Consider the following 24,833-nt stretch of genomic DNA (forward strand, 5'->3'; position numbering starts at 1 on the left):
GATTAATCGGCATCAGGGTTTTTTTATGGTCAAGATCATTCATTTCATCCAAAATCTAAGCATAGACATCACAGTGGGTTCGGTGATCATGACCCTGTTCATTGCCAAAGTGTTTGGTGTGGAATTGACCACACCAATGGTGATCGGTTTGTCCATTGCCATTTGGCTGATCTATACGCTTGATCATTTATTGGATGCGAAGAAATCAAAGGAAAAAGCCACAAATCCTCGCCATGCATTTCATCAGACGTATTTTAAACAGGTCGTGGGTCTTGCCCTTATCATTTTTGCCTTTGGGTTGTGGAATTTGAAATTTCTACCTGAGTCGACGCTAGTGTTTGGGTTTTTTCTGGCGGGAACCAGTGGCATTTACCTGATCTATTCCTTTTTGAGCAAGAAGCCCTTTCGCAAAGAGCTATTTGCGGCCTTCGTGTACACCGCAGGAATTGTGACAGCACCTGTAAGTTTGATGAACACAGTCAGCTGGTATGAATTACTGCTCATGGTCCAATTGTTCACGCTGGCGTACGGCAACCTTTTGATCATTCCTTTATTCGAACATGATATTGACATAAAGGATCAACATGCCTCGGTTGCAACCTTAAAGGGGGCTTCTATCGTGAAGCAGCGGGTTCTGTTGATATGCACCTTCAACGCCATCTTTATTGCCTTTCAGTTTTATGGCCCACTTCCGGAGGCTATTCCGATCATCTTTGCTTTGATGACCTTTGTGCTCTTTGCATTGATCAACAGACAAGACCTTTTTCGACGGGTTCAATTATTCAGGATTTTGGCCGATGGCATCTTTTTCTTACCCGGGATCTACCTCATGCTATGAAAAATGATTTCGATCGGTTGGCAAGCGTTTATGACCTCTTGGCCCAAATGGTATTTGGCCGTCAACTTGATCAAGCGCAGCAGGTGTTCCTGACAGAACTGGCTCTGCACGACAAGGTATTGATCGTAGGGGGTGGCACCGGTAAGGTATTGGAATGGCTACCCGCAGAATTAGCGGTCCAAGTGGATTACCTTGAGCTGTCCGAGAAGATGATGGCGAAGGCCAAAAGAAGAAAAAGCAGTGCGTCACTAACGCATTTTTATCATGGAGATATTCTTGAGCATGAAGGATCATATGATGTCATCATTGCCAATTTTTTTCTCGATTGTTTTAGCGAAGAGGTCTTGCATCGTGTACTCCGGAAACTATCGGGCATGATGGACAAGAGTAGTACGTTGATCGTTACGGATTTTAAACAAGCGAGGAGACGTAACAATCAGCTCCTGCAACAAGTCATGCACTGGTTCTTCAGGCTATCGTCGAACTTGGACGCTGATCATTTACTGGATCTTCACAAGGCCCTGCTTCACGCTGGTTTTAGAGAAGTGCAGTACAGGGAATTGTCTAAGGAGCAATTGTTTGCAGGCGTCTTCCAAAGATCTAATGGATGATCACTTTAAAGGTTTTTGTTCCTCCTGCATATTCGGCTAGTCGTAGGAGGTAAATGCCTTTCTGAAGGTTTGCTGTCTCAATCGTCAGGTCATTGTCTCCATCCGAAAGTAGGATTGATTGATAGAGAAAGCGCTGCCCTTTGTTATTGATGATACTCACTTGTGCCTGTTGTTCGCGGGCAGAAAAATAATTGATGTAGATGGTTTCTCTTTGCTTTACAGGATTAGGGTAGAGTCGAGCGATTTGACCTGGTTTTCCAATAAAATCCACTAATACAATGGCAGAATATTCAAAGTTCCCATTGAGGTCTGTTTGCTTTAATCGGTAAAAGTTGAAGCCTTTTAATGGGTTTGAATCGGTGTATGCATAATCGATTTGTTCGGCGCTATTGCCTGCGCCGTCAATTGTTGCAATCGGGCTGAAGTTGCTGCCATTGGCACTCCTTTCAACGGTGATGAACGAGTTGTTGCTTTCATTGGCAGTTGACCAAAATGTTGTCATAGCCGGCATTGAGTAGGTCAGATCGATATAGGGCTTCTTCGTTCAGCACTATGTCGGGGTTGATGTTGATTTCATCTGGGGTTGGGCCCGTATCGACATTCGTGTATTCGTAGAAAATGACCAATTGAGTTCCAGCATCCACACGACGGATCACCAAGGTATCTGGTTTTATGAATCGATCGAATACCTCGGTTATTCATGTAACTGTGTAGGAGGTTACAAAAAGATTGTTGGCCGTTCCATAGAGCATTTGATACTCAGCATTTGGCGTTAAGCTTCCTCCAGCATCTGAAGGAGCAAAGTCAGTATAGTCATTTGCTGTGGCTCCGGCACCCGAAGTGGTTGTGGTAGATATGGTTGCAATGCCTGTTTGTCCTATCAAGAGATTACTTGACTGGCACATAAAAAAGATAACCAAAAGAAAAGACTTTCTTATCGGCAAGACTAATAGTGCATTTAGGTGAAAAGAACTATCGTACCCTTTTCTAGCAAGGGCAAGTAGTGCTCGACTGCAAGATAGCTGTTTTTCTGATATTTCTAAGGGCGCCGCGATAGGTTTACTACACCTCAACACGCCAATCCCCTACGTATATTAAGAATGGTTTAAACCTAATGACCAGTTGGTTGAGTATAAAAAAGAGCTCTTTATAATTATTTGTAGGTAAAGGTCTCTTGACCACTCCTAATGGTCACTTGCGACTGTTCCGAGGCTTCAACGCGACCAACGATTTGGGCTTCAATGTTGAATGATCGCGCAATGTCGATGATGGTTTGGGCATGAGCTTCGTCAATATAGATCTCCATGCGGTGGCCCATGTTAAATACCTTATACATCTCTTTCCAGTCGGTTCCACTTTCTTCTTGGATCATCTGAAATAGTGGAGGTATAGGAAGGAGGTTGTCCTTAATGACATGCAGTTGATCGATAAAATGTAGAACCTTGGTTTGTGCACCGCCACTGCAATGGATCATGCCACCGATCTGCTGCCTTAGTTCTTTGAGTATCTCTATGATCACCGGAGCATAGGTTCGAGTTGGGGAAAGCACGAGCTTGCCTGCATCTAAGGGGCTTCCGTCAACGGAATCGGTTAACTTTTTACTACCAGCATAGATCAGGGAATCGGGCACGCTCGGATCAAAGCTTTCCGGGTATTTCACCGCAAGACTGTTGTCAAACACATCATGTCGTGCAGAAGTAAGCCCATTTGAGCCCATGCCCCCATTATACTCACTTTCGTAGGTGGTCTGACCATAAGAAGCCAGGCCGACGATTACTTGACCGGGCTTAATTTTTTCATTAGTGATCACGTCTTCGCGCCTCATCCGGGCGATGACCGTGCTATCTACTACCACAGTTCTCACCAAGTCACCGAGGTCTGCGGTTTCGCCTCCCGTACTGATGATATTCAAGCCATTGTCTCGAAGCATCTGCAAGACTTCTTCTGTGCCATTGATCAAGGCAGAGATGACCTCTCCAGGAATCAGGTTTTTGTTTCGGCCAATCGTAGAAGAGAGCAAGATGTTTTCTGTTGCGCCGACACACAACAGGTCATCGATGTTCATGATGATGGCATCTTGGGCAATGCCCTTCCACACCGAAAGGTCACCAGTTTCTTTCCAATACATGTAGGCCAAAGACGACTTCGTTCCGGCACCGTCAGCATGCATGATGTTGCAATAGTTCTTATCACCACCCGTGAAATCTGGAACAACTTTGCAGAAGGCTTTTGGGAAAAGTCCTTTGTCTAGGTTTTTAATGGCATTATGGACATCTTCTTTTGATGCAGAGACGCCTCGTTGCATGTACCGATCACTCATGTGCTTGGAAATTATCTTACAAAAATAAAAAAGCCTCCTGAAAGGAGGTCCTTTTCACCAATATCTTCCGGCTTATTTATCGACGGAAAGTACCTTGAATTCGGTTCTCCGGTTTTGCTGATGTTCTTCTTCCGAGCATTCGTCGATGCGTTCGTTGGTACAGCCATTGATCAGCTGTGATTCACCATAACCTTTGGCGACCAATCGATCTCTTGAAATTCCTTGCGAAACAATGTAATCAACAGCGGATTGGGCCCTTCGTTGTGAAAGGTCCAGGTTATAATCATCTTCTGCTCGGGCATCCGTATGTGAGCTCAGTTCGATACGCACAGTGGGATTGTCAGCCAATAAAAGCACCAATTTGTCGAGTTGCTCGGCGGCATCGTCGCGTATTTCTGCACGGTTTAAATCATAGTAAATATTTGGGATGACGATGGCTTTGTTCAAGATGATGGGGTCTAAGGTCACTTCTGTGGTCAGTGTTTTTTCAGTAAATCTCTCAACTAACGCTTCCTGAGGAATCGATTCACCGATGGTAGAGAAGGCTGTTCTTTCAGAAAAGAAATTCTCCTTGTCGCCAATGAGAGTGTATGACTTTTCGGGTTCAATAGGGAAGCTGAATGATCCTGCTCTACTACTTATGATGTCGTCCACTAGGTTGCCTTGCTCATCAAGCAGCTTCACCAGCACATTTCCAAGGATGCTTTGCACACTATCCTCGTCGCGTTGGTAGGTGGTTCCTTTAAGCACGTAGGTGATCTGTTTTAGATCCGATGAATTATCGACAAAACTATAAATGTCATCTCCGCCGGCACCACCTTCTCTATTGGACGTAAAGAAGCCTTCGAATGGGAAGTCAGTATAAATCAAACCGAAATCGTCTGCTGAGGTATTGAAGGAAGGACCGAGATTTCGGACAGTAACATTTCCTCCTTGATTGACCGCTTCAAAGAGGTCTAATTGACCAAAACCGGCATGGCCGTTACTCGCGAAGTAAAGTTTGTTGTCTGGCGAGACGTACGGAAAAACTTCGTCTCCCGCAGTATTGATGTCTGGCCCCATATTGGTCACGTCTGCCCAACGACCTCTCTCATTCAGTGAAGCTCGGTAAATATCCGAACCGCCGTAACCTCCGGGCCTGTCGCTAGCGAAATAGATGGTGGTTCCGCTGTTGTTAAAAGCAGGTGAGGTATCCCAATAATCGGGACTGTTAATGGTCATGAATGCAGGTTGCGTCCACTGCCCATTCTTTTTTTCTGAAAGGAATAGGTCAACACTTCTTCTTCCTTTTTTGTCGTCAGAATTGCCCTTGGCAAAAACCGCCAAATTGCCATCCGGGGAAAAGGTTATGCTGCCTTCATTAATGTTCAGGTCGTTGAATCGGCCCGGCATTGAGCCGGTGGTACCTTCTTCTATGCGTAAGCCGTTGAGTTTCGCCCGATTGATCTGGCTGAAGGGAGTGCCGTAGCGCTCAAATGTTTCAGGTTCATTAGTCGATACGTAATAAAGATCTCCTTCAAAATACGAAGGGCTGTATTCAGATTTTTCAGTATTGATCTCGTTAAGCAGTTCCAGTTCAACATTTCGCACCTGCAGTCGGATGGTATCTAATTTCTTCAGGTTTTGAAGCTCCTTTTGTGCCCTCTCTTTGTAGATCTCTGTACTTACGAAGGTTAAATAGTCCGCTAATACTTCTTGTGCTTTTTCGTATGCTTCATTCGCCTTCAAGGCCAAGGCATAATTAATTTCTAACTCTTCTTGTTGATAACCCAATTCAACAGCCTTTTCATAATAAGGAAGAGACGCTTTGATTCGACCTAATTTCCTGTACGATTCTGCCAAAAAGAAATTGACGTCTGGTGCATTTGGATTCTCTACTAGTTCAGCCTCGAGATCGCTGATGGCTTGAATATAATTTTCATCTTCGACGTAGGTTTCCAAGTACTTGGGCATTTTCTGCTCTTCGCTCTCTTCTATTGCGGCTGCCGTGGCCGCGGTCTGATTTTGTTCGAATGTGGCATTAGAAGGAGGAACAGCTGTTTTTTTTGGTGGTTCTTGGACGCCTAAAAAATTGACATTTTTAGATGATCCACAGCCAAATGCCAAGTAAAGGATACCAATAAGAATAGCCAGCTTCTTTTTCATGAATTGATTGCGAAACAACTCTCTGTAATTATACGGTTTCTGTGGCGTTAAAGTATCTTTTCAGCCAACTTTCCTCAGCTTTAACGAGCCAATTATCATTGAGTTCTTTCAGCGTTGAAATATTGCTGTTGAAATATGGGGTGGAGCGAGTGATCAGCCCTGCGGTAATTTGTTCTGAAAGCTCACTCAATTGAATGGCCCTGATACTACCGTCGATCTTGAACATGAGGTTCGTTCTTTCGAAAAAGTTGATGTTGTATTTAGCTCCTAATTCTTGCACAAAACGAACCGCACTGTCGATAGAGCATCCACTTGCCATTTGGAAAGTTTCATCAGCTGCTATGATCAAAAAATATCCCTCCAATAGTTGTGCTGAGGCTTTTAAATCGCTGCCATGTGCAGCCCATCGACTTAAAAAAGCAGCACAATCCTTCAGGATGTCCTCGTGAGTTTGGTCATTTATCAGTTGGTTCGAGGTGTAAACCCAAACCCTGGAATCAGGATGAAATGCGTCAAAAGTAGAATTCATTGCTTGTCTTGCTGTTTGCAGACTATAAACCTTCGTACTGCGCGATAAGTTCAGCCAGATCCATTACCTCTACCGTTTCCTCTTTTTCCTTATTCTTCACTCCGTCCCTCATCATGGTTAGACAGAATGGGCATGCTGCTGCAATGATGGAGGCACCTGTGTCTAGTGCCTCTTCGGTTCGTTCGATGTTTACCTCTTTGTTACCGGGTTCAGCATCTTTGAACATTTGTGCCCCTCCCGCTCCACAGCAAAGGCCTTTGGTTTTACAGCGCTTCATTTCTACCAGTTCTGCGTCGAGGGCTGCCAGTACTTCACGAGGAGCCTCATAAATGTTATTGGCTCGTCCAAGATAGCAAGAGTCGTGGTAGGTAATTTTTTTGCCTTTGAATTCACCTCCGCCTTTTAAACCGACCTTCCCTTCGTTGATCAGTTGCTGAAGAAAGGTAGAATGGTGGATGACCTCATACTCACCACCCAATTCTGGATATTCGTTTTTGAGCGTATTGAAGCAGTGAGGACAAGCAGTGACAATTTTTTTCACATTGTATCCATTCAACACCTGTATGTTGGCAACGGCTTGCATCTGAAATAGAAACTCATTTCCTGAGCGTCTAGCAGGATCTCCTGTGCAGGTTTCTTCCTCTCCCAATACGGCAAAAGAGATGCCGACCTTGTTCAATATTTTGATGAAGGCCAATGTGACCTTTTTATAACGATCGTCGAATGAACCGGCGCATCCTACCCAAAAGAGCACTTCGGGCGATTCTCCACTTGCCGCCATTTCGGCCATCGTTCTTACTTTCATATCCTGACTCATCGTTTAGCTATTTTTATTGATTTCATCTGCCCATTTAAAGCGATCGGTCGGTGCAAATTTCCATGGTGAAAAACTCGTTTCGATGTTTTGGAACATGTTGTTCCAAGAAGCGGGAGCACCTGATTCTTCCATGGCGACGTAACGTCTCATTTGAAGTATGATCGAAAGTGGGTCAATATTTACCGGACAAGCTTCTACACAAGCATTACAGCTGGTGCAGGCGTTGATCTCTTCTTTGGTAATGTAATCGCCTAACAAAGACTTCCCATCCTCTAAACCTTTTCCTCCTTTTACCAAGCTTGCACCAACTTCTTCCGCACGATCTCTCGTATCCATCATGATCTTTCGAGGAGAGAGTTTTTTTCCAGTCATATTCGCCGGGCAATTAGACGTACAGCGACCACATTCCGTACAGGAATAGGCATTCATGATGTTGACCCAGCTTAAGTCATTGACATCCTTTGCTCCGAATCGGGCAATTTCTGCTGGAGGATCATTGCTTCCTTCAACAGGCATCCCAAGCATCATTTTTACTTCATTGGTTACCACAGGCATGTTTTCCATAGTTCCTTTCGGGTTGAGATTGGAATACCATGTATTTGGAAAGGCCAAGGCAATGTGCAAGTGTTTGGAGTAGGTGACATAGACAGCGAAGGCTAAAATGCCAATGATATGGAACCACCATGCAAAGCGTTCGATCAAGATAAGGGTGCCTACGTTGAGTCCTTCGAACAGTGGAACCAAAAAGCCACTAAAGAAGAATTGTCCAGTTTGTACGTAGTGCTCATCCTTTCCTTGAATCAGCATGTCTGTTGCATTCATGGTTAGAATGGCAAACATCAAAATGATTTCGATCACTAAAATGAGGTTCGCATCTAAGGTCGGCCACTTTTTCATCTCGTCGCCACTGAAGCGCTTGACCTTAAGCACATTTCTTCTGATTAGGAATACGACACAAGAAAATAACACTCCAACAGCTAAAAATTCGAAAATGTTGATCAAGACGGTGTAAAAGTCACCTAAGAACGGAGCAAAGATGCGGTGGGTACCGGCCATGCCATCGATAACGAATTCCAAAACCTCCAGGTTGATGACAAGGAAGCCCACATAGATCAAAAGATGCAAAAGGGCCGGGATGATCTTTTTGAACATTTTTTGCTGTCCAAAAGCCACTAGCAACATGGTTTTCCATCTTGTCGATGATTGATCATTGCGCTCGGCCTTTTTTCCAAGAAAGATGTTCTTTCGGATTTGTGTAATGCGCTGATAAATGAAATAGGTAGCGACACCCACTACAACTAAAAATGCGATCTGTGATATGTATTGCATCATATTGGTCTGATTAGCGGTGTTTTAAAGGTATTCGATATTTATAGAAAATGTTTTGCACCGATTGAGTTTTTGTATACTTTTGTGCCTCCAATTCGAGGTGCTGTAGCTCAGTTGGTAGAGCATCGGACTGAAAATCCGTGAGTCGGTGGTTCGAATCCACTCAGCACCACGTACAATAGGCCTCTCCTTTCGGAGGGGCTTTTTTGTTGAATATGTATTCAATCGATTGCAGCCCACATGCGAATATAGAGAAGACAGGGAAAAAATAGTATGCATGCATACTATTTTATTTTATCCAGCGAATTTCTTTTTCTGTTAATTGTCGCCATTTACCTCGGGGGAGGTCTTTTTTGGTGAGGTTACCGAACATGACCCGGTCGAGTTTCTCTACTTGATAACCCAGGTGTTCGAAGATCCTTCTGACGATACGGTTTTTCCCTAAATGGATCTCAATGCCTAATACCTTCTCGTCTGGACTTACAATCGCCAGGTCATCTACTTTGACCATGCCATCCTCGAGTTTAAGCCCATCAACGATGGCCAAAAAATCGGCTCTGGTTATGGGTTTGTCCAAGGTGACTTGATAGACTTTTTTGATCTTATTCGTTGGATGCGTGAGCTTTTTTGCCAACTCTCCATCATTGGTAAAAAGGAGCAAACCCGTGGTGGTTCGGTCTAATCGCCCGACGGGAAAAATTTGTTCGGTGCAGGCATTTTCAACGAGCTCCATTACGGTCCGGCGACCTTTTGGATCAGAAGTGGTGGTAATAAAGCCCTTGGGTTTATTCAATAAGATGTATTGCTTTTTTTCAGGATTGAGCTGCTGTCCTTTGTAGCTCACTTTATCGTTGCTCTTTACACGAAAACCGAGTTCTTGAACAACCTTCCCGTTTACGGAGATGGCACCTTCTGCAATAAGTTTATCCGCTTCTCGTCGCGAGCAGATGCCGGCGTTAGCGATGTATTTGTTCAAACGAACGTCCTCTTTGATGACATGTTCCTCTTTGGAAGGGCTGGAAGATGCCTTTTGACGAGGCTTATGCTGTGGTTTTGGTTTTCTACGGTTCTGCATTTGTATTCAGTATCCCTACTGTATTTATTGCAAAGGTAGTATTAATCTTCCGTAGCGTCGCTCTCTGATTCAAGTTGACCGATTTCATTTTCGTTAGGGCTGAAATCCTTGGGTGTTGGCAGCTCTTTGATGTCGTTGATGCCGAAATAGTCCATAAAACGTTCAGAGGTGCCATAAAGCAACGGGCGACCAATAGCTTCTGACTTTCCTTTGATCTCAACCAACTCTTTTTCGAGCAATTTTTGGACAGTGTAGTCGCAATTGACCCCTCTTATTTGCTCAATTTCAGATTTCGTCACCGGTTGTTTGTACGCAATGATGGAAAGAGTTTCTAGGGCAGAAGTAGATAGTCTTTTTTTCGATTGCTGTTTTAGCAAAATTCCAATGCTGGCTTGATAGGCTGGTTTAGTGAGAAACTGGTAGCCTCCTCCTGTTTGCACGATTTCGAATGAGTAAGAATCCTCTTGATACTTTTTCTCCAGTTGGGAAAGAGCCGATTCAATATCGCTTACAGGCACGTCTGCCTCAAACATTTCATTGAGGCAATTGTGAATTTCTTTCTTTTGAATCGGTTTAGGGGCACAAAAGATGAGGGCTTCGATATGATTGCCCAAAAAGTCCATTACTTACGTTGTGCCAGTTTCGCTTCAATAGAATGCATGGTGTGTGGAACCGCCATTAAACGTTCTTTTGAGATGAGTTTACCCGTATCAACACAGATGCCATAGGTGCCATTTTTGATTCTAATTAAGGCATTTTCTAAGTTGTTAATGAACTTCTGTTGTCTTGCAGCCAACTGGTTCAAGTTTTCTTTTTCTAAGGTATCGGCACCATCTTCCAACACTTTCGTAGAATTATTGGTAATATCCTCTCCAGAATCTCCACCTTTTTGAAGGCTTTTTTTCAGCTCAGTCAGTTCATTTTTAGCTTTGTCGATCTTGTCGATGATGAGGGCTTCAAATTCTTTCAATTCGCTCTCAGTATACCTTGTTTTCTCTTCCTTACCCATAACGTATCAATCAATATTTAAAGATGCGCTAAGATAGAATTGACCATAGCAATAGCAAAACTTTAGTTTGTTTTTCAATCGAGGCTAAGGAGTTAAAAGGCATATCTATCCCTTCAGGGGAGGAAAGATTCTGAAAACGTGGCCTTAGAGCAAATATTATTGAGCCATCTATTGCAAAGCTTGCAGTCTTCTGAGCAGCACTTGGGCATCCATTTTTATCCGGTGCTTGATTCTTAAGTATCGAGAGATGACTTCTGCGTTGGCTTCTTTTCCTTTAAAGCGAGTGAGGGTTTCGTTGATTAAGCAATTCATAGGTGGTGTAAAAAGTTGAGTTTTATAATAATAGACCAATCTACTATAAATTGTTTGGTTTCGTTATTACTTAGCCCTTAATAAACGTTGTTATTCAAAGGATTTGTGTGAACCTAGAATCTACCTGCAATGGCGACCTTGTCTTTGCGATAACTCACTCTCCCTTCGGCATTGATTACTTCCGTAAGGATCATGTAATAGCCTATTCGTGCCCTGCTTCCATCGTCCTTGGTACCGTCCCATGTCAAAAAAGTAGTGGTGCCGGCGAGATTGTTCTCTGATAGACGGCGTATGAGATTACCATTTGCATCGTAGATCGTCACATTCAACACATTGCCCGGATTATCAAAAGAGTAGGTTAGGGTGGTAAAGTCTGCCGTACCGCTGATGTCAGGCGAAAAGGTCAATGGAGCTACCACGACGATATCATTTCGAGCATCTCCCATTAAGGCTTGAGAGTTCACAAAACCTGGAGTTGCGTAGTTCGTTGCGGCCACTGCTGAGAACCAATTATTTGCATCATTGCTCTCGCCATTGTGCCTAAGCCGTTCTAGAGAGACGCCCTCATTGTCATTTAATAAGGGAGAATGATAGGCTTCATCATAATCAAAGCGATCGATGGTTCTACCGGTGTTGTCGAGAATGATAACAGCGCCCTTGTCATCTCGCATTGACGGCATGGAGCTTATTTCAATGAATGCTTCAGCTACTGTGGCTGGATATTCTGTTTGAATATTCGTGAGATCATCGGTGATCCCTAAATAACTATTTGGAGGAATGATCAGGTCTTCTTCGCTAATTAGTCGGGTATTATTGAGTCCACCAATTCGCCAATCTTTTAAATTGATGTACTTATTGGAAGAGTTATACCACTCGACGAACCTCGCTCCTCCAGGTCTTGGATTGAACAAAACTTCGTTTACGAGTAGGTCTTTGGGTTCTGCAAGGGCCGGTACGATCAGCTGAACGCTGTTGCGTGTGCGATCGATCAGGTTTCCGCTGCAATCGGATAAGTTGTCAACGGTTAACGTATAGACCTGGTTGTTGACTAAGTCAGCTGACGTGTACAGGGTGACTAGTCGTTCAGTATCGTCAAGGAGGAAAGCGATAAAACTCAATCCATTGTCAATGCCAAAGTCTGCAACGTCTATACTACTTGCTGCCAAACGTTCTGAAAAGCGTACTTGTATACTTCCTTCGTCGAGCATGACAGCCTGAAGAAGCTGGGGCCCTTGATTGTCCGGGTTGATGCCATTGATTGAATTGATTCGTCCTGGAGTTCCTCCGTCGTTAGATTCGCTTGCCGACCAATTGGGAGATTCAACGCATGGAAAATTCAGATCGATCATCTCCAAGCTATACCCACCATTCGCTTTTAAACTACTTCTGTACCACGATTCGTTAAAGCGCAAGCTGAACAAGAGGCTGTTCTCTGCATTAAAGAGCTTGACAATCTCCTCTTCTTGATTCAGGTTAGGCCAGTTAAAAACACCAATTGTATTATCCGCGAAATCTTTTGCCGTAGAGTTAGGGGTCAGCAGGAGGTAGTCTCCCGGGTAGATGACGGTGTCCGGTAGAGTGGTTGAATTGACCGCATCAGCCAGGACCACATTCTTGAGGCTCAAAACATCAGAAGACCGGTTATAAATCTCGATGTATTCACTCTCAGGTAAACCAACTGACGGCGACGGGTTAGCCATCAATTCGGTAATGATCAGCTCGTAGGCTTGTGGCGATCGCCCTCTGACAAATTCAAATGACCTTGGTACTATTGCATTCCCGGCACAGTCTCTTAGGTTGTTGAGTTCTAAAGAATGAATAACACCATAGCTGAATGGCGCATTAGTTTTGATCAGTAATTGATAACCAAACGAGTCGACTGCTTCTATGCTCGCTATTGTTAAGCCAGGGTTGAAAACGATATTGTCAGCAACAAAGGTGGAAGCATCCATGGCTTCGTTAAAGGTCAAACGGAAAGAGGTGTCTGATAGCACTTCGAAATTTGTCACCTCTGGAGCAAGAACATCAGCTGCTGAGGTAAACAGGGAATTTTGTTGGCCAGGAGTTCCTCCTTCTTGTGCCGTTGAAGCTGCCCAGTTATCAGGGCTTTGACAAGCCGGATTGAGCCTGATCATTTCTAAGCTATAACCGCCTTGTGCCTTTTTCTCATTTTTGAAGAAAGAACGATCGTAGGCCACTCTAAAGAGTATCGTTCCATCTGCATTTTCAAGACGTACTTCATCTTGTGTGGTTAACGTTGGGAAAGAGTTAATGCCTTGAACATTTCCATACCCATTAAATGCATCCACCGCGCTGTTCTTTGTCAGGACCAGATAACCACTTGGTGCTATATTGATCTCGCCAATCCGTGTTTTTCCAGCATTATCAGCCAAATAGACATCGTTAAGTGCGATAATGGTCGTTGTGTTATTGTAAAGCTCAACGTATTCATGAGGAGGTAATCCATTCGAGGGAGTTGGCGTCGCCATGATCTCGGTGATCAACAGATCATTGGCTGCAGGCAGAGCCCCTAATTCGAAATTCAATTGAACATTAATTCGGTTGCCCGAGCAATCCTCAACACCATTGATGAGCAGTCGTTCTGTCGTGCCTCGTTGAAAAGCACTTTCCAGGAAGAGTTCCACCTCTCGACCGAAGGGGTCGTTCACGAGAATTTGACTGATGCGAATGCCTGATTGCAGGTTGAAATTGGCTTCAGTCAAGGTGCTAAGGTTGAGGGCTTCGGTAAACTTCAATCGGATGGCTGTGGTAGAGACAATTTGTAATTCATCGACTTGTGGAGCGGTTGAATCGGGACTTGAGTTGAATACCGCATTTTGATTTCCCGGAGTACCCCCTGAAGGATGAGTTGAGCCCGCATAATTGGCCGGATCGAAGCAAGGTTTATAGGGGTTGATCAGCTCTATGCTGTAGCCTCCGCTTGATTTTGAGGCATCATTGTACAAATCTCTATTAAAGGCCAATGAATCTACTATCCTATTGTTGCGATCGATCAGAAAAATGGTTTCTCCTGTATTGGAAAGCGAGGGAAAACGCGAAAGTGACAAACCGTTGAATGCACGAGCTCCGCTGCTGGTTGAGAGTACCAAGTGCTCTCCACTATTGAGGGTCTGCGTTTTGAAAATGGCCGTATCATTTTTATCGGTAAGCTTAAAATCGCGTAGCTGGAAAGCAGTGTTTCCTGCATTGAACAGCTCAATAAATTCATAAGGGGCAAGACCACTTGAGGCATCCACATCAAAATAAACTTCGTTGATGACGAGCTGCCTGAAGTCGGGAAGAGCGAGCGCCTCAAAAGTGAAATTGGCAGAGGTTAAGTTTATCGCTTTTCCTTGGGTATCTTCCACACGATCAATTGACAGAACGTAGGCTTGTCCATCGATTAATGCATTGGCAAAAGTGAGGGTGACCTTGTTCTGTTCGGAATTGCTGAACGCCACCTTTATCGGTGCTCCGATGCCATTATCAAGGGCATAATGATTTAAAGCCAAACCGGAAACAGGGTCTATGCGTTCGTTGAATGCAACTTCAATTTCATTCGTGTAGACTGAATTTACAGCTGTCACTACTGGTGGTGTTATGTCGTAGACGAATTTGGTCGAAAAATGAGGTAATGTTCCTCCAAAAGAGTCTCTTAGTCCGGTAAGGGTCATTTCATATTCGGCCGATTCCTGAAGGTTAGCGCCTAAAGTCAGCGTTACCTGAGTTGGATTTGAAGGATTGAGCACCGCACTAACGGGGGCGCCAATATCGCTAATGAGAAAATGTGCCGGGACTTCGGCAGGTGCCTCCAAGAGTTCGACATCGAAGGTTAGCCTAAGACTAGAAGGAGACAAGATCTCTAAGTTGTTCAGGTGATCGTTGAAGGTAAAATCATAAGTTGTGGGCGGAATGAAATTGCCAAATACATCTTCAAGGCTATCAACCACCAAGCGGTACCTGATGTCTTCTTTCAGTTTCGTTGTGAGGGTTATTTCGACAATCGAAGCATCCGTAGAGCTTTGTGAAATGCTGAATGAACCGATGCCATTGTCAAAACCATAATTCTCTACATCCTCAGCTGATGCTTGTTGGAGGTCTTTGGTGAATTGTATTTGCAGTAAGGTATCAGCAAGGATATCAAAATTCCCAAATTTAGGGGTTAAACTACTGAAAGGGACTGTGATGTCTTGGGCTAGGTCGTTCGAGAATTGGTCGCGTTGATTGGAGATGGTTAGGGTATTTTGTGCATTATTTCCAAGTCCGCTAAAAGTCAAAAGCACCTTTTGAGTTGCACTATCGAGCCGGAGTGCCTGAGTAGGGTTTCCAATGCCATTGTCCACTGTATAGTTAGTGATATCCTCGGCAATTCCTTTTACAACTTCTTCTGTAAAACTAATCAGCAAGGAACGAGGAGAATAAACAATGAGGCTGTCGAAGCGAGGGGCTAAGGTATCAAAGGTGAAGTCTAAACGCCTGTTGGTAGAAATGCCATTTTCGCTTAAGTCTTCAATCCCAGTATATGTCAGTATGTTTTCTACTTCTTGCGTAAAAGCTTCTGTAAACGATAAGACAACAGAAGAGTCTCCATTAGTAAGATTGATCGCAGACGGGAAACCGATGCCGTTATTTACACTGTAATGATTGATGATTTCTGCACTTGTCTGGTCTAGCTTTTCATCGAAATCCAATCTCAATTGGTTTGCATTAACCACCGTATGGTTGACCAAATCAGGATCGTCGGTGTCATAGACGAATGTGGTATTCAATGTTTGAAGGTAATTGCCTGCTGTATTTTGAATTCCCTCAACTTGTAATTCTCTTTCTGTATTCTCGGGGAAGCTACCATCAAAAGCAAGGTGGATCAATTGGGCATTAGCGTTATCTATTGTAGCGGATACGGGGTTCCCCAAGTTTTCCACTGTAAAATGAGTGAGTGAAGCACTTTGTGCATTGACCTCCTCCGTGAAATAAATATCGAGTAGCTGACTACTGAGCACAATGACCGTGTCAAGGTCATTTCTGAATGTAAAAGATTCCAGTTGGTTTGCCATTGCATTGCCCAAGGTGTCTTGGAGCTGATCGAGTGTGACTTGATAAGTCACTCCCATTGTAAGTGCATTGGCTAAATTCAAGCGGACGCTATTGTTGCTTGGACTGATTACATCGGCAGAATTCGGTTGTCCAATGCCATTATTGACAACATAATTGGATACGTTTTCCGCTATCAAAGGGGTGAGAGGTTCATCAAAGACAAGGTCGATGATGCGATTACTTTTAAAGGCAAATCTTGTTAAAGCGGGTGGTTGATTATCAAATAAGTACTGAATGCTCGATTGGGCCATAACATTTCCTGCGCAATCAGCGCCTCCTTGAACATTAAGGGTATACCTGGTCCCGGACTGCATGGCGGCATTTATGCCTAACTGGACGGCGCGCAAACTAGCCTTAACAGAAACGGAGGTAATAGTAAGTCCGTCAGACAGTGAATAGTTGGCCATGCTAAGGCTGGTCGCGTCCATCAGCTCTGTAAAGACCAAGGTGATCTGTGTGGGAGAATCCACGAGCACGGTGTCTATCCTCGGCGCCACAATGTCTGGTGCATCAGTGTAGCGACTGTTTATGGTGCCTGGGGTTCCGCCCGCAATAGCATTTGAGGAATTCCAATTGGTCTCATCGGAACAAATCAAGGTGGGGTTGATCTGTTCGAGCGACCATCCTCCGTCGGCTTTGTCATTATCCTTGTACCAAGCAGTATTGAAGGTTAAACTATCGACCAAATTACCCAACTGATCGGAAAGTGTTATTTGCTCGCCTCCATTGGTTAGGGTGTTCCAATCGGCTACGGCTACTGTATTTCCGAAGGCTTGATAAGCCTGTACATTAGCACTTGAAGTAAGAATCACATAATCATTGGCTCCTAGTGTATAGTTGCCCAGGGTACCGCCAGAAAGAGTAAAGTCAGTTATTTCTATGGCCTCGTTTGTCGTATTATAAATTTCAATGAATTCAGCGATCGACGCTGTGGGTAAAATGGTTGGATTTGGTGGATTCGTTCCGTTTGGATCAGCATAGATCTCGTTGATGACAAGCTGCCGCTTTAGGGTCCTGATGGAATTCTTCGCGGTAATGGTTAAATCGCTTGCAACAGAGCTTCCATCACCATTTTGAACATTATTTACGGTTACTTCATAGGTGTTGTTCACGAAGTCTTTGGCGAAAGTCAACTGTACAATTGCGCCATTTGAACCGTCTTGAAGTGCTGAAACAGGTTGTCCAAAACCAAAATTCAAGCTGTAGTTTGACAGGATTTCTGCACTTGTTTTTTCTACCGGCTGGTTAAAGATCAAGTTGATGGAATTGCTTCCGGTAAAATCCATGGATGAGATTGCCAAGGCTGGCAATGCTTCTTCAATAAGGAAGTCGTCCAGAACCAATTCGGCTGCCGAACCGCTGCCATTTCCCCTTCTAGCTTCGATTTTTACAAGCACTTGGTTTTGGCCAGCCACCTCCCCAGGCATCTCATAGGTGTAGGGAGCATAACTCGTGGTGTTGTCATTCGGAAAAGTGGTATCGTCGCCTATTTGAACGGCGGTAGAATAATTGTTTCCGCCATCTGTTGAGGTGCTCAAGTATAGAAGGACTGGCCGTGTTGAGGTACTTCCATTGGCTTTTGAATAGGCGTAAAAACTCAGTTTTCCACCAAGCTTTGAGGTCATGTCTAGCGAAATGAGCACTTCTCCGGAAAAGCTAGAAGTGGGTATGATATTCAGCGAACCCGTACCAGTTCTTCCATCATTACCCTGAAAAATTCGATTGGTGGTAGCGACTTCATTGCCTTGCCAATTGGCAATAAAAGATGCGTTCGTACCAGTTGTGAAAACTTGTTCGAAACTTTGTGTGTGCGGAAGACTGGTAATTTGACATACCAGTAGATGGGCGCACAGTAATAACACTGTCGAAAATGTTAGTCGCATGTGATGCTTAGGTACATGAATATACTAATTTTGCGCAGATAAAAAGTTGAGCTGCACTTGATAAAAGAGAAGAGATGAAAATTGCTGTAGTGGGGGCTACCGGTTTGGTAGGTGGAGAAATATTAGAAGTAATCACAGAGAAAAACTTGCATTTTGACGAGCTCTTGATGGTAGCATCTGAGCGCTCTGCCGGGAAAAAGAAAACTTTTCAAGAAAAAGAGTACACGCTGCTTACGTTAGCGGAAGCGGTTCAGCAAAAGCCAGATTATGCCATATTTTCTGCTGGTGGAGCGACCTCTTTAGAATGGGCACCAAAATTTGCTGCTGTCGGAACAACGGTTGTAGACAATTCATCTGCTTGGCGAATGAGTCCCGACCATAAACTCATTGTGCCTGAGATCAACGCAAAAGAACTTACTGAGCATGACAAGATCATTGCAAATCCTAATTGCTCTACAATCCAAATGGTTGTGGCGCTTGCTCCACTTCGTCAGCGCTATGGACTCAAACGTATAGTGGTGTCTACGTATCAATCAGTGACAGGCTCTGGGAAGGGAGCTGTTGATCAAATGATGGCTGAAAGGGAGGCGAAACCTGCAGCGATGGTTTATCCTCATAGAATTGACCTCAATGTGCTTCCGCATATTGATGTTTTTCAGCAGAACGGCTATACGAAAGAGGAGATGAAAATGATCAATGAGACCAAAAAGATCTTCAATGATCAGGACATCGCGGTGACAGCCACAACCGTTAGAATCCCTACCATGGGTGGTCATTCGGAAGCGGTGAATGTGGAATTCAAGAAGGAGTTTGATCTAGCGGAGGTTAGGGATCTCCTACAAAAAGCCGAAGGGGTAGTGGTTCAGGACGATCCGGCGAATAATATTTATCCCATGCCATTAACGGCTCATAAAAAAGATGAAGTCTTTGTGGGCCGTTTGAGAAGAGATGAAAGTCAGCCGAACACTTTGAATATGTGGATCGTGGCTGATAATCTGAGAAAAGGAGCGGCAACTAATGCCGTTCAGATCGTAGAATACCTGCAAAAACAACCCTCTTTTCATTGATCGATTATTTAGTTTCTGAAGAAGTACAACAATTCATCAAGGCACATCAGGCGCAAGATTCTGCGTCACTGATGCTTTCTTCGGAGGCTAAGCAATGGCCCCATTTTGAAAAGGTGGTCGAGCAGATTCGAAGCCGACAAAAGGCGAAAGGAAAGCTCGACCCTTGGTTAGCGAATGACCGTATCTTGTTCCCACCACCGCTGTCTATTGAACAAGCATCATCAAGTCTAACGGCTAGAAAAAAAGCAGATCTTATCACAAAGGGAAAGCAAATGTTCGACCTGACGGGAGGCTTAGGCCAAGACACGTATTACCTATCTGAGAAATTCGATTCATGTACCTATGTGGAAGAATCAGCATGGCTTTGTCAACTCGCTAAGCATAATTTTGAGGTGCTTGGCAGGGCTATCGAAACGATCAATGATAAAGCAGAAAGGGTATTAGAGACCCTTGATTCATGTGATTTGATCTATGTGGATCCTGCCAGGAGGGATGAACAGGCAAAAAAGGTCTTTAAACTTTCTGATTGCTCACCTGATGTTGCTAGGATACAGCATCAATTGCTATCTAAAGCACGACAAGTGCTGATTAAGCTTTCTCCCTTGATCGATATCAAATCAGTCCTGAAAGAGTTGACATGCGTTAAAAAGGTATACGTTATTGCCGTTAAGAATGAAGTGAAAGAGCTTTTGATTCTCATGGAAAAGGGTTTTAAGGGAGATGAACAAATTAGCTGTATCAATATGGATCAACACGGAGAAGATGAGTTCTTGTTTGATTTTCAACAAGAGCGGTCCGTTCATTTGCCCTTCAGCGATGTCAAGCGCTACCTATATGAGCCCAATGCGGCAATCATGAAGGCAGGTGCGTTTAAAAGTGTAGGCGAACGGTTTCAACTGTTTAAGCTCGATGCCAATACGCATCTCTACACATCTTCGGAGCTTAAGCCGGACTTCCCTGGTAGGAGCTTCGAGGTGCTTCAATCATTGCCTTTTGACAAGCGAAAGCTCAACAAGATATTACCGGGCAAGAAAGCGAACATAACCGTTAGAAATTTTCCAATGACCGTTGCAGCGCTTCGAAACAAGTATCAAATCAAAGAAGGGGGTGAGCACTACATTTTTGCCTGTACCGGACAAGAGGGAAAACTATTGTTGCTTACTCAAAAAATAAAGCAAAGTAGTCATGCCGAATGGGCAAGCTAAGTTAGTATCACTATCTAGAAGCTCAAATTCGAGGTTATTTTAGTTTAAGTACTTTAAAGACCTCAGTATACTCTCCGTTTTGTATTTTAAGAATGAATAGTCCTGGTCGAAGGGCAGAGATATCTAGCTCTACTGTGTTTTGACTGTCAAGACTTATGTTTTCAAGGACCAGCTGTTCTACTCCATCACTTGATATGATGGAGTAGGATAATGGGCCTGAAAGGGGCTGATTAAGCTGTATCGTCAGTAGGTTGTCTTCTACGGGGTTCGGAAATATGCTGAATTTGTAGGAGGCTTCTTGACCAGCCTCAAGGCTGGCAATTACCTCTGTTTGAATCTCTAGATTATCAATGGCCCAACCCCAGCCTTCTCCTCTACCTCTTCTCTCTAATTTGAATCGTAAAAGAATAATGTCTCCATCATTGATTTGTGGTGATTGAGTCATTTCAATTCTTCGTTCTCGAAATAAGCCTTCACTACCCGATTCACCATCATCAAAAACAGGTCTCCAGACATCAGGGAAGTCGTTTGTTCCGTAGCGGATGATTTCGAACCAGGTTTCTCCATTGTCTTTGGAGGCTTCAACTGCTGTGAAGTCAAGTGTTGGATCAACCAATACCACTTCATCATAGATCAAAAGAGCCTTTTGTTCATCTATACGTATTGGCGTTTTAAGCATGTAAGTGAATGCTCCACTACCCAACACACCATAACCGATTCGGTAGGGGTGATCCGAATGAATGGCACCATTGTTGAAACCTGTAGGTGTATCAATAGAATAGAAATTACCAACGAAGTCGGTTGTTTCGCTATTGAAATCATTGGCATAAAGATCAACAGGGTTTTCGAAACTAATGATCGGGACTTGGATGAACTCACTTGCACTTGGGACAAAAGAAGCATTGGCCTGAGGACTGTTATTATCAAATGCCGCTAGTCTGTATTCGATCAGGTCTCCGGTTTGAAGTGAACTGATGTTCAAATTGGCCTGATAATTATCACCACTACCTCTCGTTAATGCAATGGGATCCTGAGCTTGTCCATTTACTCTAACCAATAACCCCACGCTGTCCACCGCTGCATTATCAGTTACACGTGCAGCAATTTCTATGTCGTCAAGAGAACTGACAAAATTGAGGTGATTGTGTACAATTGTTGGTCCCAGATCGTCTACTTGCACTTTTAGGTTGTCGATGACCCAGCCCCAACCACGAGCCGCCTGGTCGGCAAAAAGCCTGAATCGTATGATGATCTCATCTCCAACAACGAAATTTCCGTTTTCCAGTATGTTGATCTGTCTATTGACAAAAAGTGACTGATCACCTACGGCTTCTGAATTGCCATCAGCATTGATGTTGCTATTGTAGGTTTGTTCCCAACTGGAGCTTGCTCTATTGTCATAACCATCGACCAGTGGAAGCCAAGTGCTGCCCCCATCTTTAGAACCTTCTACGATCACATAATCATAGAAGTCATTGTCTCCAAACACAGAGCCACTTTCTCCAGCTTCGATCAAAGCTACTTCATCGAAACTAATGATAGGAAATGCATTTTGAATAAGCACCGGAGCTTTTAACTCAATGGTATAATTGCTTTCGCTATTTGCCCCCGTTCCATTGGCATAGGGGTGAGCAGAGTGCAAGGCTCCATTACTAAAGCCACTTTCTTCTCTTATTGAGAAATCAGCGCTGAACTGAAAGTCATTTGCAGCACTTGTTAGGTCATTGAAATCGGTACTGAATTGAGTAATGGCCGCCGGTGTATTGGTCACGGTTAGTTCAATTAGTCCTGTTTCAGGAAAAATTGAATTGTTGGCATTTCTACCAATATCTGTGGCTAAAATGCGATAACTCACCTTGTCTCCTTCTTGAAGGCCCAAACCTCCCAAAACAACGTCAGCAGCATAGGTACTGGTCAGCGGGTCGCTTGACTGGAAAGGAACAGTCTGAGCCGTTCCTCCATTGATCGAATATTCTAGTTGTACATTGACAGGTAAATAATCTTCAACGATCGCCAAAAGCGCTAAACGCTCATCTTCTGCTCGAACGAAATTGGGCGGGGTATGCGTGATGACAGGAGCCTCGCTGTCCTGACTTGTGCTGAATTGCAAATACCGTTGAGCAGCAACTAAACTGGGTCTACTAAAGGTCCTCGCTTTGACATCTACGACGCTGATGTAGTACGAGTAAACCTGATCCTCCGTTTTTGTGGAGGGGATCGTTGCCGAAAATTGATCAGCTGTTCCAGTTGGTGTCATGACCACCTCGTTATTATCCGATTGGAATCCATCATTGCTGTAGAAGAGCTTGACTGACTCAGGCAAATAACCTACGTCACTTTTTATCGAAGCGGTAACCAAGAAGTTATCGGCTTCAAACTCATCTGAATTGGGCCTGTTGATGTTTTCTATGTAGGTATATTCCCATCCCATGTCCCCAAACATGTCCAATGTAATTTGACCAGGCTCTTGGATCACCTCATTGCGACCGATAAATGGACTCATGAGTGAGTTAGGAGTACCAGCAGGATAGGTGGTTTCATCGAGGTGTGCAATACTAGACCCTCCATTCCACTCACTTGGGGCATAGAGTTTTGGTCTTTGACCGTCATTGGTAATGGCAGAAGGTGAATTGAAAAACAACTTGCCTGAAGTCAGTGCATCTGCTAGGGAATCTGGAAAATTGACCAAGCCTGAAAGCTGAACATTCTGGTCGGTTTCGACTCTTCGATCAAACGTGAAGGGAAAGCCTTGAATGCCAACGCTACCTCGTTGCGTATCTTCATTAATGTTATAACTATCAATAAAACCCAAACCATGCCCTAATTCATGCAATACCACAGAAACCAAGTCTGTTTCGCCACCACTCGTTTGTCCATCAGTACCTAAATACCAATTAGCTCCCCGGTTAAAATTTGCAACGATATCTGGGTCGTTAGGACTGTTCAATTCTCTTTCAGCCATTTTTTCAGCAAGGGCGACAGGATACCAAGTGTCATTGTTCAATGCCCCTTCAAAACCCCTGTAGGCTGTTCCCCAAATTGCGGAGCCCAATACACCTTCCTGATCAAAAGATCTCCAATTTGCTTCAACCCTGATCACAACATCAGAGCTAATGTATGAAGCCCAAATATCCACTGCCCGTTGAAAAGCTTGCTTTGCTTGCTCCGTAAAACCAATGTAGGTTACTTCGAATGTGGCTCCACCATTTTGGCCGGTTGACTCGGATCGATATGCAGCCAATGCAGGATGGTAATGATTTGTAGGAAGAACCTTGGTGCCTTCTTCAATACCCGAAGAATAACAAATGATTTTAACTTCCGCATCAAGTTGCTCCATCTGTTGTGAGTAACTGATCTTGGCTGTAAACAGGATAAGGATAAGGAATAGCGTTCTTTTCATCATGTTGAGATACCAATAAGTAACTTCTGAACTAGGCATTAATTTTGATGGATTTCTATGGCTAGTTTTAACAAAGAAATAAATTTTAATCTAACTTATCACTAAAATGAGACTTGAAATGAAGAGGTTTGCTTTAATTCTGTTGGTTGTAATGATGGGCTGCAAGTCCACTGAGGTGACCTCAAAAGCTCAACCGGTGATTTTTATGACAAAAGGGGTATGTATGGGTACCTGTCCGGTATATGATATTTCGATTTATGCCAACGGCCAGGTCTTGCTCAATGCAAAGCAATTTTTACCCATTGAAGGGAATTATGAAGCAAAACTGCCAAATCAGGACTTGAAAGCACTTTTAAATGCCTTTGAGCAAAGTAATTTTTCTTCTTTTGAAAAGTCCTACACCTCAAACATGACAGACCTACCGACAACGAAGTTGACGTATCGAGTTTCTGATGAGCCATACACAGTTATTGATTATGATGGCGCACCCAAGGACTTAAAAGATCTTGAGCAGCGAGTACACGAATTGATTGAGAAGCTCGATTGGAAGAGTACGCGTTAAGGGGGAAGAACCTTGTTTAGTGGTTACTGCGTTCTGAATCGTCCGATGAGGCATGCAAATAAAATTCATTCTACCCAACCATAAAGTAATAAGCTAAAGATGAGTGGTGGCAGGTAGTAACTGATCACACGCAAACGGTTTTGTTTTTCCATCCACCACAGTACATACCAAGGTTTGTATAGACCCGTTAGAACCACTACGGAAAGGATAACAATTATTAACAATAAGACAGACTTCATGGATGAGTTTGGTCTATTAATTGCCTTAAAATCAAAAATTTAAAATGTCTACTTATGAAAACCTTCATGCTCATTAACTTTTCGCTTCTCATTTTTTCCAACACATTGACTTTTCAGGCCGATCGAATATCGGTTGATGTAAAAGTTAAAAAACTTGAAGGGAATGTCTATGTAAAGGTGAATGAGACTGAGATAAATGCCGATCTAGCCTTGATCGATGAAGCGAAAAAGGAGATTATCGCCACCTCTAATGAAGGGAATAAGGTCAGATTGAGCCTGAAAGGTAAACAAACGCTTTTATCTGATTCCATTCGGTTGAATTATGAGGACAATACGTTCACAGCAAGTGAGATAAGCCTGATTAAAAACTAATGCTTCTTGCATAAAAAAAGCTTCGC

21 protein-coding genes and 1 tRNA gene are annotated in these 24,833 nt (G+C 43.7%); 7 read left to right on the forward strand and 15 right to left on the reverse strand.

All coding sequences use genetic code 11. The features are described from left to right. Positions 1 to 25 precede the first annotated feature (25 nt). Both AC2D6U_RS11875 and AC2D6U_RS11880 read left to right on the forward strand, forming a co-directional pair. On the forward strand, positions 26 to 838 hold the full coding sequence (locus AC2D6U_RS11875; protein WP_484721205.1) for a hypothetical protein: 813 nt from the start codon (positions 26 to 28) through the stop codon (positions 836 to 838). Then, positions 835 to 1,449, forward strand: a complete 615-nt coding sequence (locus AC2D6U_RS11880; protein WP_484721206.1) for a class I SAM-dependent methyltransferase — start codon at positions 835 to 837, stop codon at positions 1,447 to 1,449. Before AC2D6U_RS11875 ends, AC2D6U_RS11880 begins: the two co-directional genes overlap by 4 nt. On the opposite strand, the gene AC2D6U_RS11885 is transcribed toward AC2D6U_RS11880, so the two are convergent. The 8 genes from AC2D6U_RS11885 to AC2D6U_RS11920 form a co-directional block, all read right to left on the reverse strand. Then, a complete protein-coding gene (locus AC2D6U_RS11885) occupies positions 1,439 to 1,951 on the reverse strand; it encodes a T9SS type A sorting domain-containing protein (RefSeq protein WP_484721207.1) in 513 nt (170 codons plus the stop codon). The two genes, AC2D6U_RS11880 and AC2D6U_RS11885, sit on opposite strands and share 11 nt — an antisense overlap. Beyond that, positions 1,923 to 2,108 carry a hypothetical protein gene (locus AC2D6U_RS11890; protein WP_484721208.1) on the reverse strand — a complete coding sequence of 62 codons (186 nt, stop codon included), beginning with the start codon at positions 2,106 to 2,108 and terminating at the stop codon, positions 1,923 to 1,925. The genes AC2D6U_RS11885 and AC2D6U_RS11890 overlap by 29 nt, the downstream gene beginning before the upstream one ends. Before the next feature lie 39 nt (positions 2,109 to 2,147). Continuing rightward, positions 2,148 to 2,354, reverse strand: a complete 207-nt coding sequence (locus tag AC2D6U_RS11895; protein WP_484721209.1) for a hypothetical protein — start codon at positions 2,352 to 2,354, stop codon at positions 2,148 to 2,150. A gap of 248 nt (positions 2,355 to 2,602) precedes the next feature. Then, positions 2,603 to 3,769: an AIR synthase related protein gene (locus AC2D6U_RS11900; protein WP_484721210.1), complete on the reverse strand. Its 1,167-nt coding sequence runs from the start codon at positions 3,767 to 3,769 to the stop codon at positions 2,603 to 2,605. A gap of 72 nt (positions 3,770 to 3,841) precedes the next feature. Then, complete coding sequence (locus AC2D6U_RS11905; RefSeq protein ID WP_484721211.1) at positions 3,842 to 5,914, reverse strand: CHU_0125 family OmpA-like outer membrane integrity protein; 2,073 nt, start codon at positions 5,912 to 5,914, stop codon at positions 3,842 to 3,844. Between the two features lie 28 nt (positions 5,915 to 5,942). Further along, entirely contained in the window at positions 5,943 to 6,443 is a 501-nt protein-coding gene (locus AC2D6U_RS11910; protein ID WP_484721212.1) for a hypothetical protein, read from the reverse strand. A gap of 22 nt (positions 6,444 to 6,465) precedes the next feature. Next, entirely contained in the window at positions 6,466 to 7,248 is a 783-nt protein-coding gene (locus AC2D6U_RS11915; RefSeq protein WP_484721213.1) for a (Fe-S)-binding protein, read from the reverse strand. Between the two features lie 15 nt (positions 7,249 to 7,263). Beyond that, positions 7,264 to 8,589, reverse strand: coding sequence for a 4Fe-4S dicluster domain-containing protein (locus tag AC2D6U_RS11920; RefSeq protein WP_484721770.1), 1,326 nt, complete (start codon positions 8,587 to 8,589; stop codon positions 7,264 to 7,266). Positions 8,590 to 8,688: 99 nt separating this feature from the next. On the opposite strand from AC2D6U_RS11920, the gene AC2D6U_RS11925 reads away from it, so the two are divergent. Next, positions 8,689 to 8,761: transfer RNA gene (locus tag AC2D6U_RS11925), tRNA-Phe, on the forward strand. A 117-nt stretch (positions 8,762 to 8,878) separates the two neighbouring features. Here the strand turns inward: AC2D6U_RS11925 and AC2D6U_RS11930 are convergent. The 5 genes from AC2D6U_RS11930 to AC2D6U_RS11950 all read right to left on the reverse strand — a co-directional run bounded on the left by AC2D6U_RS11930 (position 8,879) and on the right by AC2D6U_RS11950 (position 17,962). After that, a complete protein-coding gene (locus tag AC2D6U_RS11930; RefSeq protein WP_484721214.1) occupies positions 8,879 to 9,664 on the reverse strand; it encodes a pseudouridine synthase in 786 nt (261 codons plus the stop codon). A 41-nt stretch (positions 9,665 to 9,705) separates the two neighbouring features. Beyond that, positions 9,706 to 10,287 (reverse strand): SMC-Scp complex subunit ScpB, encoded by a 582-nt coding sequence (gene scpB, locus AC2D6U_RS11935; protein ID WP_484721215.1) that lies wholly within the window; start codon positions 10,285 to 10,287, stop codon positions 9,706 to 9,708. Then, positions 10,287 to 10,673, reverse strand: coding sequence for a TraR/DksA family transcriptional regulator (locus AC2D6U_RS11940; protein WP_484721216.1), 387 nt, complete (start codon positions 10,671 to 10,673; stop codon positions 10,287 to 10,289). Before AC2D6U_RS11940 ends, scpB begins: the two co-directional genes overlap by 1 nt. A gap of 168 nt (positions 10,674 to 10,841) precedes the next feature. After that, positions 10,842 to 10,985 (reverse strand): hypothetical protein, encoded by a 144-nt coding sequence (locus AC2D6U_RS11945; protein ID WP_484721217.1) that lies wholly within the window; start codon positions 10,983 to 10,985, stop codon positions 10,842 to 10,844. Between the two features lie 113 nt (positions 10,986 to 11,098). Continuing rightward, a complete protein-coding gene (locus AC2D6U_RS11950; protein ID WP_484721218.1) occupies positions 11,099 to 17,962 on the reverse strand; it encodes a lamin tail domain-containing protein in 6,864 nt (2,287 codons plus the stop codon). 74 nt (positions 17,963 to 18,036) lie between these two features. Between AC2D6U_RS11950 and AC2D6U_RS11955 the strand changes: the two genes are divergently transcribed. Both AC2D6U_RS11955 and AC2D6U_RS11960 read left to right on the forward strand, forming a co-directional pair. Then, positions 18,037 to 19,029, forward strand: a complete 993-nt coding sequence (locus AC2D6U_RS11955) for an aspartate-semialdehyde dehydrogenase (protein WP_484721219.1) — start codon at positions 18,037 to 18,039, stop codon at positions 19,027 to 19,029. Then, positions 19,026 to 20,234, forward strand: a complete 1,209-nt coding sequence (locus AC2D6U_RS11960) for a class I SAM-dependent methyltransferase (protein ID WP_484721220.1) — start codon at positions 19,026 to 19,028, stop codon at positions 20,232 to 20,234. The genes AC2D6U_RS11955 and AC2D6U_RS11960 overlap by 4 nt, the downstream gene beginning before the upstream one ends. Positions 20,235 to 20,268: 34 nt before the next feature. On the opposite strand, the gene AC2D6U_RS11965 is transcribed toward AC2D6U_RS11960, so the two are convergent. Continuing rightward, positions 20,269 to 23,637 (reverse strand): T9SS type A sorting domain-containing protein, encoded by a 3,369-nt coding sequence (locus AC2D6U_RS11965; protein WP_484721221.1) that lies wholly within the window; start codon positions 23,635 to 23,637, stop codon positions 20,269 to 20,271. A gap of 115 nt (positions 23,638 to 23,752) precedes the next feature. Here AC2D6U_RS11965 and AC2D6U_RS11970 point away from each other — a divergent pair, with 115 nt between their 5' ends. Further along, on the forward strand, positions 23,753 to 24,196 hold the full coding sequence (locus tag AC2D6U_RS11970; protein WP_484721222.1) for a DUF6438 domain-containing protein: 444 nt from the start codon (positions 23,753 to 23,755) through the stop codon (positions 24,194 to 24,196). 65 nt (positions 24,197 to 24,261) lie between these two features. Here the strand turns inward: AC2D6U_RS11970 and AC2D6U_RS11975 are convergent, their stop codons facing one another. Next, positions 24,262 to 24,435, reverse strand: coding sequence for a hypothetical protein (locus tag AC2D6U_RS11975; RefSeq protein ID WP_484721223.1), 174 nt, complete (start codon positions 24,433 to 24,435; stop codon positions 24,262 to 24,264). Positions 24,436 to 24,489: 54 nt separating this feature from the next. Between AC2D6U_RS11975 and AC2D6U_RS11980 the strand changes: the two genes are divergently transcribed. Further along, complete coding sequence (locus AC2D6U_RS11980; RefSeq protein ID WP_484721224.1) at positions 24,490 to 24,807, forward strand: hypothetical protein; 318 nt, start codon at positions 24,490 to 24,492, stop codon at positions 24,805 to 24,807. Positions 24,808 to 24,833: the final 26 nt, after the last annotated feature.

The sequence above is a fragment of the Roseivirga sp. YIW32 genome, assembly GCF_057219245.1.

Excerpts from the sequence above, each read along its gene's own strand:
- AC2D6U_RS11875 (WP_484721205.1), top strand. The coding sequence starts at position 26 with ATGGTCAAGATCATTCATTTCATCCAAAATCTAAGCATAGACATCACA.
- AC2D6U_RS11880 (WP_484721206.1), top strand. The coding sequence starts at position 835 with ATGAAAAATGATTTCGATCGGTTGGCAAGCGTTTATGACCTCTTGGCC.
- AC2D6U_RS11885 (WP_484721207.1), bottom strand. The coding sequence starts at position 1,951 with ATGACAACATTTTGGTCAACTGCCAATGAAAGCAACAACTCGTTCATC.
- AC2D6U_RS11895 (WP_484721209.1), bottom strand. The coding sequence starts at position 2,354 with ATGTGCCAGTCAAGTAATCTCTTGATAGGACAAACAGGCATTGCAACC.
- AC2D6U_RS11900 (WP_484721210.1), bottom strand. The coding sequence starts at position 3,769 with ATGAGTGATCGGTACATGCAACGAGGCGTCTCTGCATCAAAAGAAGAT.
- AC2D6U_RS11905 (WP_484721211.1), bottom strand. The coding sequence starts at position 5,914 with ATGAAAAAGAAGCTGGCTATTCTTATTGGTATCCTTTACTTGGCATTT.
- AC2D6U_RS11910 (WP_484721212.1), bottom strand. The coding sequence starts at position 6,443 with ATGAATTCTACTTTTGACGCATTTCATCCTGATTCCAGGGTTTGGGTT.
- AC2D6U_RS11915 (WP_484721213.1), bottom strand. The coding sequence starts at position 7,248 with ATGAAAGTAAGAACGATGGCCGAAATGGCGGCAAGTGGAGAATCGCCC.
- AC2D6U_RS11920 (WP_484721770.1), bottom strand. The coding sequence starts at position 8,589 with ATGCAATACATATCACAGATCGCATTTTTAGTTGTAGTGGGTGTCGCT.
- AC2D6U_RS11930 (WP_484721214.1), bottom strand. The coding sequence starts at position 9,664 with ATGCAGAACCGTAGAAAACCAAAACCACAGCATAAGCCTCGTCAAAAG.
- scpB (WP_484721215.1), bottom strand. The coding sequence starts at position 10,287 with ATGGACTTTTTGGGCAATCATATCGAAGCCCTCATCTTTTGTGCCCCT.
- AC2D6U_RS11940 (WP_484721216.1), bottom strand. The coding sequence starts at position 10,673 with ATGGGTAAGGAAGAGAAAACAAGGTATACTGAGAGCGAATTGAAAGAA.
- AC2D6U_RS11945 (WP_484721217.1), bottom strand. The coding sequence starts at position 10,985 with ATGAATTGCTTAATCAACGAAACCCTCACTCGCTTTAAAGGAAAAGAA.
- AC2D6U_RS11950 (WP_484721218.1), bottom strand. The coding sequence starts at position 17,962 with ATGCGACTAACATTTTCGACAGTGTTATTACTGTGCGCCCATCTACTG.
- AC2D6U_RS11955 (WP_484721219.1), top strand. The coding sequence starts at position 18,037 with ATGAAAATTGCTGTAGTGGGGGCTACCGGTTTGGTAGGTGGAGAAATA.
- AC2D6U_RS11965 (WP_484721221.1), bottom strand. The coding sequence starts at position 23,637 with ATGATGAAAAGAACGCTATTCCTTATCCTTATCCTGTTTACAGCCAAG.
- AC2D6U_RS11970 (WP_484721222.1), top strand. The coding sequence starts at position 23,753 with ATGAAGAGGTTTGCTTTAATTCTGTTGGTTGTAATGATGGGCTGCAAG.
- AC2D6U_RS11975 (WP_484721223.1), bottom strand. The coding sequence starts at position 24,435 with ATGAAGTCTGTCTTATTGTTAATAATTGTTATCCTTTCCGTAGTGGTT.
- AC2D6U_RS11980 (WP_484721224.1), top strand. The coding sequence starts at position 24,490 with ATGAAAACCTTCATGCTCATTAACTTTTCGCTTCTCATTTTTTCCAAC.